Below are 11,171 nucleotides of genomic sequence, written 5' to 3'. Positions count from 1 at the left end.
CGTCTGCCCATCGGCGCTGATGGCGACAGAATTGACATAACCTTCATGACCACGGAAGGGAATAGAGACTCTTACTTTATTCATCACCCGATTCAAACTGTTCTGAACTGGTGCAAGAATCTGCTGAGGTAGTTTCTCTTGATTCTCACCCATAGCTTGAATTGCCAAAACTAGACTATCTAGGGGTTGGACTATTAATAAATTCTCTACCCTAGTAGCTTTCTCTCGCAACCGGGATTCAGTGAGTGCCTTTTCTAGTTTGGCAATCTGGTGCTGTTCATAAGCATCACTGCATTTATAAAAATTCTTCGCTTGAGGTGATGATAAAAACTGTAGCTTTTCCCAATTTTCCCGCACCTCTGCCAATAATCCCCCCTGCATTAAGTATTTTTCATTCTCCCCTTTGTTCACCCACTCGCGTAAAGCATCTGCAAACCGATCGCTCAACCGCCGCAAATCTCGGTCTTGTTGTCGCCATTGGGCAAACCTCTCCCAACCCTCAATTAAGGCTTCATGGGCTAAATCAATCCACGCTTTTCCTTGTTCATCTTTGCCAGCTACCAGCAAACGTCCTTTCACCAATCCTTCATCTAGCAATTCACTTAATGCTTGCTGCTGTTCTTGCTCATTACCAGCAATGGCTAACAGTTCAATTTTTGGTTGGCGCTGTCGCGTATCCTTTTCTGCCTCTCCAGTTCGCAATAATCGCAGGAAAATTTGTTGAATCCAGCCTTTCTCCTGTTCATTTCGTTTTTGAGTCGGGGAATCCTGCTGATAATCTTCGTAAAAATAAACATTTTCTGCATGAAAATTCAGCGCCCCTGTCAATCCTTGGAAGTTTTCATACTGTTCTAGGGTGAGTTGATGCTTTTGTTGGTCGCGTTTTTCCCAGAGTCTAGTTAAAGCAAACTCCATCAACGGCAAGTATCCCGGTTCTTTACCAACATCTTCTAAAATTTTCAGTAATAGTCCTTCTTCAACACTATGACCTTGAAGTTTAGCAGGTTCAGTTATTGTCTCTTTTAAATCAATTCCAGTTATACGCGGCATCAAAACAAGCTGATTTTCAATCAATTTATTTAAAGAGGGATAATCTGAACATGGTTCGAGAAAATCCGATCGCATGGTAATCACAACTTTCAACCGCGAATCGGTCATCTCTACTACCTGAGTGAGCAATTCAATAAATCTCTGCTTTTGTTCAGCAACAGAGACAGTAAATAATTCCTCAAACTGGTCTACTACCAATAAAAATTTGTCTGCACCTGTGAGATGCTCCAGAATTACAGGTAAAGGATTCGGTTCATTAGTAATCAACTCCCAAAGCAATTTTTCTTTTCTCGCCCCTGGAAAAAATGCTTTCAAAACTGCTCTCAATTCCTGCAACGGCTGAAATCCTGGCTTGATTAGCGGTAAAATTTGCCAGACTCTATCATCTAATTCTGGAATTAAACCCGCCTGAACTACAGAAGATTTACCACTCCCGGAAGCGCCAATAATCGGGACAAAGGGCTTTTGTGCCAGTTTCCTCAGAATCTTCCTTACAACCTGCTTGCGCCCAAAGAAAAACTGTTTTTGTTCCGCTTCAAAGGCTTTTAAACCTTGGTAAGGACATTCTTCTTTTACCTCAAAGGTTTGAGCTTGTGTTTGAATGTTGTGGTTAATTAGAGTAATGGAACGCCCCCAACCCATGCGGATTGGTTCTTGTCCACTACCTTTGAGTTCTGTAGCAAGTATATCGAAGAGGCGATCGCCTGTCACCTGTCCGCGATCGTTAGTGTTCTCTGCTGACAACCCAGCCAGCAAAGCTGTTGTAAAAATACTGTGTTGTTCGCTTTTTTTGGCATAAGCTTGTTGAAAACCTCTGCAAGCAGCAATAAAGTAGTAATCGCGCTGTGAAATAAAGGCAGTAAGAGTTTTTTCGATGAGATTGCGTTCTAAAAATTCACCGCTATGACAGCAATCTAACAGCACTACTAAACTATTCAAGTCGGAGTCTCTAATTAAATTGTTGAGACTTAAAAGACTAATCCCGCCTGTTTGTTCAATAATTTGCTTGCCTTGAGTGACAATTGTCAAGTCAGAGGTTGCTAGATATGCTTGTTGTGTTCCTAAGCTGTCAGAGACGCTGATGCCATGCCCTGTAAAGTAAATTAGCGCTTCGTTTTTAACTGCTTGTTGTTGCAAAAGTGTTTTTAAAGCTTCAGCCAACTTATTTGTACTAACTTTCCCTTTGAGGACAGCGATATCCTCAAAATCACCATGCGCCTTTAGTACCTGCGCGACTGCTTCGGCATCCGTAGCTGGTTTTGTGAGGTTGGAAAGCTGATTTATATAATCTGTAATGCCAACAACAAGCGCGTAACGAGCCATCTATACGTATTTAAATTGTCTGTTACAGAATAAGATAACTTAAATACACCTAAACTCTGAGGGCTTGATGTCGAACATAGAACGTTTAGTCTTTGAAGAAGACGGGGAAATCTATACAATTCTGTTCGAGTCAAAGGAAACGCCAACTGTTCCAGAAATAGTCACACCGGAAGTTGATGAGGAGAAAGAATCCTACGGTTTTCGAGAAGAGGCATTTGTCAAAATTGAAGAAGTTCACCATCAAATTCGAGCTTATACCAAATATGCCATTGGCGCTTTTAAAAATTTAGGTGCTGCTGAAGTCGAAGAGGTGACTCTGAAGTTTGGCTTGAAGATAGGCGGGAAAACTGGTATCCCGTTCGTAACTGAAGGTTCGGCGGAGAGTAATTTTGAAATTGAGGTGAAGTGTAAGTTTCCTGAAAATAAGCAAAATTTCAGCACTTAAAGTTTTGCTTTGCCAAGAATAAGCTTTGTACCTTCAACTCTGCTAAGAATTATGGAAGCGATGTTTCCAACGGGCTACGCCTACACCTTTCACTCACCATAATTCACCCTTGAATCTCGGCTGTTGCAGTTCAAAACACGAAGTTCCGAGTTCAAAGGGAGAGCGATCGCCTTTTTTTCACCATCATTCACCTTTGGATCTCAGATGTTGCTGTTGTAAGCATGAAACTCCGAGTTCTGAGGTTGAAACTTCGAGTTCAGAACTCGGAAAGCCGAGCAATTTACTCCAACATCCGAGTTCTTAGCCTCAACATTGCACCTTAGAAGTGCGTAGGCGTAGCCCGTCGTAGACATCGCCGAGCTATTTTCTACAACGCTGCTGCTTGAGGCTTGGATTTCCGAGATTTACGGGCGAACCTTTGCCCCATTTCCTCAACTACTCCATCTAAACCAGCGCCTTGTCCACTAGCTTTGGCATAGTTATACACTTGCAACGCGGCTGCATAAGCTTCACTACCCACTGCTATAGATGTATCATCTAGCAACTCTTGTAATTGCGACAAAGACAGCAGTACTGGATACAAAGCTTCAAATAATTGTACGTCTTTCCGCATCTCATTAAGGTCAAACGATCGCGGTAAAAACTCTGGGTTCTGTGTCGCCACCTCCAATGCTTTACTGACAAAGGCGCGGCTTTTATCTCCCATTTTGGGTAAAGCTTTTCGTTCCTCGTTACTTAAATCAATCAAAAATGGTAATTTGTCTTTAATGGTGGCGATCGCTTGCAACACAGCATCTCTATCTGATTGCGCTAGTGTTGCACTAATTGGGGCTGTGGACATAGAAATTAGTCTCCAGTATGTTGCTTAAGTTTAGAGTGCCCACATATACCAGTTAAATTTAAATAACACTAATAAAAATTCCAAGGACAAAGGGTGAGCTTTGTCAAAGTGCGGGTTACGCCTAAGCTTTTCACTCACCATAATTTACCCTTGGATCTCGGCTGTTGCAGTTGTGAACATAAAATTCCGAGTTTTGAGCATGAACTTCCAAGTTTTGAAGGTGAAAACTGGAGTTATGAGCCTAAATGGAGAAGATAATAAGTCTCTTTTTCGTATTCTCCTTTCTTTAGTTACTGCTTTGATAGCCGTTTGCAATTGAGTCGAGTGCAGACCTTCTTAGAGGCACAGCAATGCCGTGTTTTTACCCGCTGACTTTACTCCAAACATATTTTTGGCAGGTTTCGCAGGCGGCTTTTGCTTCCTCTGTTTGCGGATTGGTGAAGACGGGATGGTAACGTAACCTGTCACAACAAACTTGCAACCATGCACGCCAGTCACCGCGCCACAACCGTACAGTGCCATCTTCACCACCGCTAACAATCGTCTGCCCATCGGCGCTAATGGCAACAGAATAAACCCAACCCTCATGACCACGTAAAGGTTCAGCCAAGGGAAAACCTTGCAGGTTCCACAACCGCACAGTGCCGTCATCACCGCCACTAACAATCGTTTGCCCATCGGCGCTAATGGCGACAGAATAAACCCAACCTTTATGACCGCGCAAAGGTTCAGCCAAGGGCAGACCTTGCAGATTCCACAACCGCACAGTGCCATCAGTACCGCCACTAACAATCGTTTGCCCATCAGCGCTAATGGCCACAGAATTGACAAAACCCTCATGACCACGTAAAGGTTCAGCTAAGGCAAGACCTTGACGATTCCACAACCGCACAGTGCCGTCATCACCGCCACTAACAATCGTCTGCCCATCGGCACTGATGGCGACAGAATTAACGTAACCCTGATGGCCGTGCAAAGGTTCAGCTAAGGCAAGACCTTGCAGGTTCCACAAACGCACCGTACCGTCACTACCACCACTGACAATCGTCTGACCATCGGTACTGATAGCGACAGAATAGACCCAACCCTGATGACCGCGCAAAGGTTCAGCTAAGGCAAGACCTTGCAGGTTCCACAACCGCACCATGCCGTCAGTACCGCCACTGATAATCGTCTGACCATTAGTGCTGATAGCGATAGAATAAACCCAACCCTTATGACCGCGCAAAGGTTTCGCTGAGGGAAGACCTTGGTGGTTCCAAAACCGCACGGTGCCGTCAGTACTACCACTAACAATTGTCTGACCATTAGTGCTGATAGCAACAGACCTAACATTGCCTTCATGACCACGCAAAGGTTCAGCTAAGGAAAGACCTTGGCGATTCCACAACCGCACCGTACCATCAGCACCGCCACTGACAATCGTCTGCCCATCGGTGCTGATGGTTACAGACCTCAGATTACCCTCATGACCGCGCAAAGGTTCAGCTAAGGAAAGACCTTGGCGATTCCACAACCGCACCGTACCATCAGCACCGCCACTGACAATCGTCTGTCCATCGGTGCTGATGGTTACAGACCTCAGATTACCCTCATGACCATACAAAGGTTCAGCCAAGAGAAGACCTAGGGAATTCCACAACCGCACCATACCGTCGGCACCACCACTGGCAATCGTCTGCCCATCGGCACTAATAGCCACAGAAAAGACATCATTTTTATCCCCACGCAATGGTTTAGCTAAGGGAAGACCTTGGCGGTTACACAACCGCACCATACCGTCAGCACCGCCACTGACAATCGTCTGCCCATCGGCACTGATGGCGACAGAAAAGACATCATTTTTATGTTCACGCAATGGTTTAGCTATGGGAAGACCTTGGCGGTTCCACAACTGTACAGTGCCGTCAGCACCGCCACTAACAATCGTCTGCCCATCGGCGCTGATAGCGACAGAAGAGACATTACCCTGATGACCGCGCAAAGGTTCAGCTAAGGGAAGACCTTGGTAATTCCACAACCGTACAGTGCCGTCAGTACCACTACTAACAATCGTCTGCCCATCGGCGCTAATGGCGACAGAAGAGACATTACCCTGATGACCGCGCAAAGGTTCAGCTAAAGGAAGACCTTGGTAATTCCACAACCGCACAGTGCCGTCAGTACCGCCACTGACAATCGTCTGCCCATCGGCGCTAATAGCCACAGAAGAGACATTACCTTCATGACCACAAAAGGGGATCGAGACTCTTGCTTTATTCACTACCCGATTCAAACTGTTCTGAACTGATGCAAGAATCTGCTGGGGTAGTTTCTCTTGATTTTCCCCCATAGCTTGAATTGCCAAAACTAGACTATCTAGGGGTTGTAAGGGCAATAAATCGTCTACTCTAGCCGCTTTTTCTCGCAACTGGGATTCAGTAAGCGCTCTTTCCATCTCCGCAATCCGGTCTTTGTCGTCGGCATCGCTGCGCTGGTAAAAATCCTCATCTTGTTGGAGTGATTGCAAATCGGGCTGCAACTGTTGCCAGCTATCCTTCACTTGGGCCAGCAATCGCTTTTGGATTAAATATTTGTCATCCGGCCTTTCGTTCAACCATTCCCGTCGGGTATTTTCTAATGACTCGCTCAACGGTCGCAAGTCTCGGTCTTGTTGTCGCCACTGGGCAAACTGCTGCCAACTTTCAATTAAAGCTTCATGGGCTAAATTAATCCAGACTTCTCCTTTTTCATCTTTCTCAGAAACTAATAAGCGTCCCTTAACCAATCCTGTTTCACCATCTAGCAACTCACTAAGTTGTTGCCGTTGATTGGCATCATTACCTGCAATATTTAATAATGTGGCTTTGGGTTGGCGCTGTCGGGTATCCTTTTCTCCCTCTCCCGTTCCCACTAACCGCAGAAAAATCTGCTTCATCCATTCCTTTTCTTGCTGAGTGCGTTCTTGAGTTGGATATTCTTTCTCATAATCTTGGTAGTGATAAACATTTTCTGCATGGAGATTTAACACCGCAGTTAATCCTCCCAAATTTTCATACTCTTCTTGGGTAAGTTGATATTTCTTTTGCTCGCGTTTCTCCCAGAGTTTAGTTAAGGCAAACTCTAACAATGGCAAATTCCCTGGGTCTTGTTGAAGATTTTGGAGAATTTTTAATGCTCCTGCTTCTTCAACACTATGAACCTGAAGCTGGGCAGGTTTGGCGATTGTCTCCTTGAAATCAACTCCAGTTAAAGGCGGTATAACAACTACTGGGGTTTGAATCAGGTGAGTCAGAGAAGGATTATCTAAACAGGATTGAAGAAAATCACCTCGCATAGTAATTACAACAGCTAACCGCGAATCATGAATTTCTACTACCCCAGTCAGTAGTTCAATAAATCTCTGCCGTTCTTCCTTATCTATACAAACTGTAAATACTTTCTCAAACTCATCTACCACCAGCAAAAATTTTTCTGTGTTAACCACAGCCTCTGCATCATCAATAGGTTTAGTCAGGCTGCCGAAACTGTTGTCATTCTGAGCAATTTCAACCACAAGGGCGTATTGTGTCATCTTGTTTTATTAAAACTATTGAGAAAATTACCTCTGTGCTTTAAAATACCCAAATTAATGAGTTATTTACCCATTAGAGTTAAAAACTCTAGATTTAAAGTTCAAGTAGCAGTTGAGTAACACGCAGTAAAAGCACAATATTAAAGTCTTAGTGACTGGGATAAGCTCTATACCTTGTAGTTCAGTAGTAATTACGGCAGCAATGTCTAAGGGCGGGCTACGACCAGTTAGAAAATTTCAGCTTAAGTAGACACCAATGGGCATACCGTGCTACTACCTTGAGAAAAATCTCACATCGCGCTAGTCTTCATTGACGTAACTGCACGCTGTAACATTAGGCGATGACAAATCAACTCTCTCTAAAAATTCCCTCTTGCACTTGGAGCCGTCCCATCGGCTTAGGCTGGGATAAACCTTATACCGTCCGCTATGCAAGTAATATTGATGATGGCCCTTGGCATGGTATGCCTTTAGGCGGCTTTGGTGCAGGTTGCATCGGTCGTTCTTCACGGGGAGATTTTAACTTGTGGCACATCGATGGCGGTGAGCATACCTTCAAAAACGTTCCCGCTTGTCAGTTCAGTGTGTTTGAATCCAATAGCACATCTTCCCAAACCTACGCTTTATCTACGCAAGCGCCCGATGATGACACTCTCAAAGCGTGGCAATGGTATCCGACACCTCCCAACACAGAGGGAACGGGCGATTATCACGCGCTATATCCACGTAGCTGGTTTGTATATGAAAATATATTTCAAGCACAGTTGACTTGCGAACAATTTTCCCCAGTCTGGGCAGGTAATTACCAAGAAACTAGCTACCCTGTGGCAATATTCCTCTGGAATGCCCACAACCCGACAGATACACCGATTACTCTGGGCATTATGCTCACTTGGCAAAATGTGGTCGGCTGGTTTACAAATGCTCTAAAATCTCCCGAAGTGCGGGTACGCGATGATGGTAGTCCAGTTTACGAATACCAACCGCGCTGGGGCGAAAGTCAAGGAAACTACAACCAAATAGTTGAAAATACACAACAATTTGGCTGTGTTTTAGGTCGGGTTGGTAATAATGAACCTTTGCAAGAAGGTGACGGAACTTGGTGTATTGCGACGCTGAAACATCCCCAAGTGGAAGTATTTCATCATAACCGCTGGAATCCTGAAGGTACGGGTGATGAGATATGGCAAAGCTTCGCCCAAGATGGCTCTTTGCCCAATTATGTTGATACGACTCCAGCAACAGAGAATACACAAATCGGGGCTGCGATCGCAATCCGTTTCACTCTCCAACCAGGCGAAACTCTGGAAATTCCCTTTGTCGTCGCTTGGGATTTGCCAATCGTAGAATTTGCGGCTGGAGTCAACTATTACCGCAGATATACAGATTTTTTTGGTAAAAATGGCAACAACGCCTGGGCGATCGCATCGACTGCGTTACAAGAATACCAAACCTGGCGATCGCAAATTCAAAGTTGGCAAAAACCGATTCTCGACCGGGAAGATTTACCCAACTGGTTTAAAATGGCTCTATTTAATGAGCTTTACGATCTCACCAGCGGCGGTACTCTCTGGAGTGCGGCATCAGAACTTAACCCCATCGGTCAGTTTGCAGTGCTGGAGTGCCTAGATTACCGTTGGTATGAAAGTCTAGATGTGCGATTGTATGGCTCTTTTGCCCTGCTGATGCTGTTTCCAGAATTAGAAAAGTCGGTGATTCGGGCATTTGCACGGGCGATTCCTCAAGGTGATGATACTCCCCGAATCATTGGCTATTATATGACAATTAAGGCTGAAAGCCCGATTGCAGTTCGCAAAGTTGCAGGTGCAACACCCCACGATTTAGGCGCACCGAACGAACACGTTTGGGAGAAAACCAACTACACCAGCTATCAAGATTGTAATTTATGGAAAGATTTAGGTAGTGATTTTGTCTTGCAAGTATACCGTGATTTTTTGCTCACGGGTGCTGACGATGTGGAATTCCTTGCAGATTGCTGGAATGCGATCGTTCAAACCCTCGACTACCTGAAAACTTTTGACCTCGACGGCGATGGGATTCCTGAAAATTCTGGCGCACCCGACCAAACTTTTGATGATTGGCGATTACAAGGTGTTAGCGCCTATTGTGGTGGGTTGTGGTTGGCGGCACTAGAAGCTGCGATCGCAATCAGCGATATTTTATTAACTTACCAGACAGGTAACACAACAGAGTTGGCGGCGCAAAAATCCACTTATGAAATTTGGTTACAACAATCTCTTCCTATTTACCAAGAAAAACTCTGGAATGGGGAATATTACCGACTTGATAGTAAAAGTGGTTCCGATGTGGTAATGGCAGATCAATTGTGCGGACAATTCTACGCCCGTCTGCTGGATTTACCTGATATTGTACCAAGCGATCGCGCCCTCTCTGCCCTGAAAACAGTTTATGACGCTTGCTTTTTGAAATTCTGTAATGGTGAGTTTGGTGCTGCTAATGGTGTTCGTCGTGATGGTTCACCAGAAAATCCCCAAGCTACTCATCCCTTAGAAGTTTGGACGGGGATAAACTTTGGACTGGCGGCTTTTCTCGTGCAGATGGGAATGAAAGATGAAGCGTTGAGGTTGACGCAAGCTGTGGTGCAGCAAATTTATGAAAATGGTCTGCAATTTCGCACGCCAGAAGCTATCACCGCAACTGGTACTTTTCGCGCTAGCACTTACCTGCGGCCAATGGCGATTTGGGGAATTTACTTAGTTATTAATTGATTGAGTATTAAAGCGATTCTCGTTTTGATCCAACACACGTAGATGTCATGGGTGTCAACTTAACGTGAGTTCGATGAACCTCTCCCTCCCAACCTCCTTTTCCCCGTGGGAAAGGGAGAAGCAACGAGAAATTAGGGTTTTGGCTCCCCTCTCCGCATCGGAGAGGGGTTGGGGGAGAGGTCAAAAAAGGGCTTGTCGAACTCACGTCAACTTAAGCTGAAATCTTCTGACTGTATAAGTTTTGTCCTAACCCTCAGCCCCTCGCTCATATTGGGAAAGAGAGGAGCGAATTCTCTAGTTCCCCTTCTCCCAATATGGGAGAAGGGGTTAGGGGATGAGGGCATAGAACCCTTACTCTTAAATAACTTCTACCTTAAGTTGACACCTATGACAGATGTGCGTCCCTACCAAATTTAACCTGCCTTCATCTGGAAAAGCAAAATTTAGATTTGCGATTTTATTTTCCGAGTGTTTCCGGAAGCGAAGGAAAATTTCAGTAATGGTAAGAGTTGAAGCATTGAGAATTTAAGACTACTGTTTCAAAAAATGCAAATATTACTAGCTTTAGCTATAAATATTGCTGATAGTTCCTAGACTACGTTCACAATCAAAAGCTAGATTATGACGTGCCTATTACTTTACTCAACAGCAAAGTTCATCAGATTGTGGCGTTCTGTGTTTGGCAATGATTAGCCAACACTGGTGCATACGCTTAAACCCCTACAGCTTGCGTAACTTAACGCCAGTAAATTTCACAGGTGCATTTCACCAGCCTTTAGTAGAAGCAGCCCAAACTTGCAGGATGTGAAGCGTTATCAGTGAGGACTAGTTTTAAGTAAGCTGGACTCATACTATAACCCCTAGATAGCTCGTTGTCAAGTAATTCATTGTGTAGTTGTCTGGAGAGATAAAGGCGATCGCATATTGATTTTTGATCTTGTACGCCATTTAGCCCAATTGTTACTACATTTGTAATCTCAATTTTTTAAATCTGCTATAGGACTCGCATTTAATTTTTGCAAAAACTTCCCTGTTCCTTGTTCTCTGCCTACGCAAATAATTTCTCGGAATCAAAACGGATTTCTATAAATATTCAGACATTAGAGAAATCACTGCTAAATCAACTTCATAATATTCTTTGTTAATTAGCTTTATCTCTATTCTCCAATTTTCTAATATTGTACAAAATTAGACTACTAATTTTTTAAT

General features: G+C 44.3%; 6 protein-coding genes. 3 read left to right on the top strand and 3 right to left on the bottom strand.

The genetic code is table 11. The annotated features are described in order from the left end of the window. A partial coding sequence (locus RMZ95_RS30695; RefSeq protein ID WP_409884197.1) for a caspase family protein occupies window positions 1–2,373 on the bottom strand: 2,373 nt, incomplete at its 3' end. A gap of 67 nt (window positions 2,374–2,440) precedes the next feature. Between RMZ95_RS30695 and RMZ95_RS30690 the strand changes: the two genes are divergently transcribed. Beyond that, on the top strand, window positions 2,441–2,818 hold the full coding sequence (locus tag RMZ95_RS30690; protein ID WP_322702425.1) for a CU044_2847 family protein: 378 nt from the start codon (window positions 2,441–2,443) through the stop codon (window positions 2,816–2,818). Between the two features lie 367 nt (window positions 2,819–3,185). On the opposite strand, the gene RMZ95_RS30685 is transcribed toward RMZ95_RS30690, so the two are convergent. Both RMZ95_RS30685 and RMZ95_RS30680 read right to left on the bottom strand, forming a co-directional pair. After that, the gene (locus tag RMZ95_RS30685) at window positions 3,186–3,659 is read right to left on the bottom strand and encodes a hypothetical protein (protein ID WP_292863455.1); all 474 of its coding nucleotides are present in this window, start codon (window positions 3,657–3,659) and stop codon (window positions 3,186–3,188) included. A 361-nt stretch (window positions 3,660–4,020) separates the two neighbouring features. Further along, entirely contained in the window at window positions 4,021–7,212 is a 3,192-nt protein-coding gene (locus tag RMZ95_RS30680) for a hypothetical protein (RefSeq protein WP_409884194.1), read from the bottom strand. Between the two features lie 341 nt (window positions 7,213–7,553). Between RMZ95_RS30680 and RMZ95_RS30675 the strand changes: the two genes are divergently transcribed. Together RMZ95_RS30675 and RMZ95_RS30670 are read left to right on the top strand one after the other, a co-directional pair. Further along, window positions 7,554–9,962: a GH116 family glycosyl hydrolase gene (locus tag RMZ95_RS30675; RefSeq protein WP_322684190.1), complete on the top strand. Its 2,409-nt coding sequence runs from the start codon at window positions 7,554–7,556 to the stop codon at window positions 9,960–9,962. A gap of 685 nt (window positions 9,963–10,647) precedes the next feature. Next, a complete protein-coding gene (locus RMZ95_RS30670; protein WP_322684189.1) occupies window positions 10,648–10,770 on the top strand; it encodes a hypothetical protein in 123 nt (40 codons plus the stop codon). The last annotated feature ends 401 nt before the right edge of the window (window positions 10,771–11,171 follow it).

This window comes from Nostoc sp. DedQUE07, assembly GCF_034530975.2.
Classification (GTDB): Bacteria; Cyanobacteriota; Cyanobacteriia; order Cyanobacteriales; family Nostocaceae; genus Nostoc.
The sequence above is the reverse complement of the archived record's forward strand: the minus strand, read 5'-3'. Positions and strand labels throughout refer to the sequence as shown.

Coding starts and splice junctions, on each gene's coding strand:
- RMZ95_RS30690 (WP_322702425.1), top strand. CDS start 2,441: ATGTCGAACATAGAACGTTTAGTCTTTGAAGAAGACGGGGAAATCTAT.
- RMZ95_RS30685 (WP_292863455.1), bottom strand. CDS start 3,659: ATGTCCACAGCCCCAATTAGTGCAACACTAGCGCAATCAGATAGAGAT.
- RMZ95_RS30680 (WP_409884194.1), bottom strand. CDS start 7,212: ATGACACAATACGCCCTTGTGGTTGAAATTGCTCAGAATGACAACAGT.
- RMZ95_RS30675 (WP_322684190.1), top strand. CDS start 7,554: ATGACAAATCAACTCTCTCTAAAAATTCCCTCTTGCACTTGGAGCCGT.
- RMZ95_RS30670 (WP_322684189.1), top strand. CDS start 10,648: ATGATTAGCCAACACTGGTGCATACGCTTAAACCCCTACAGCTTGCGT.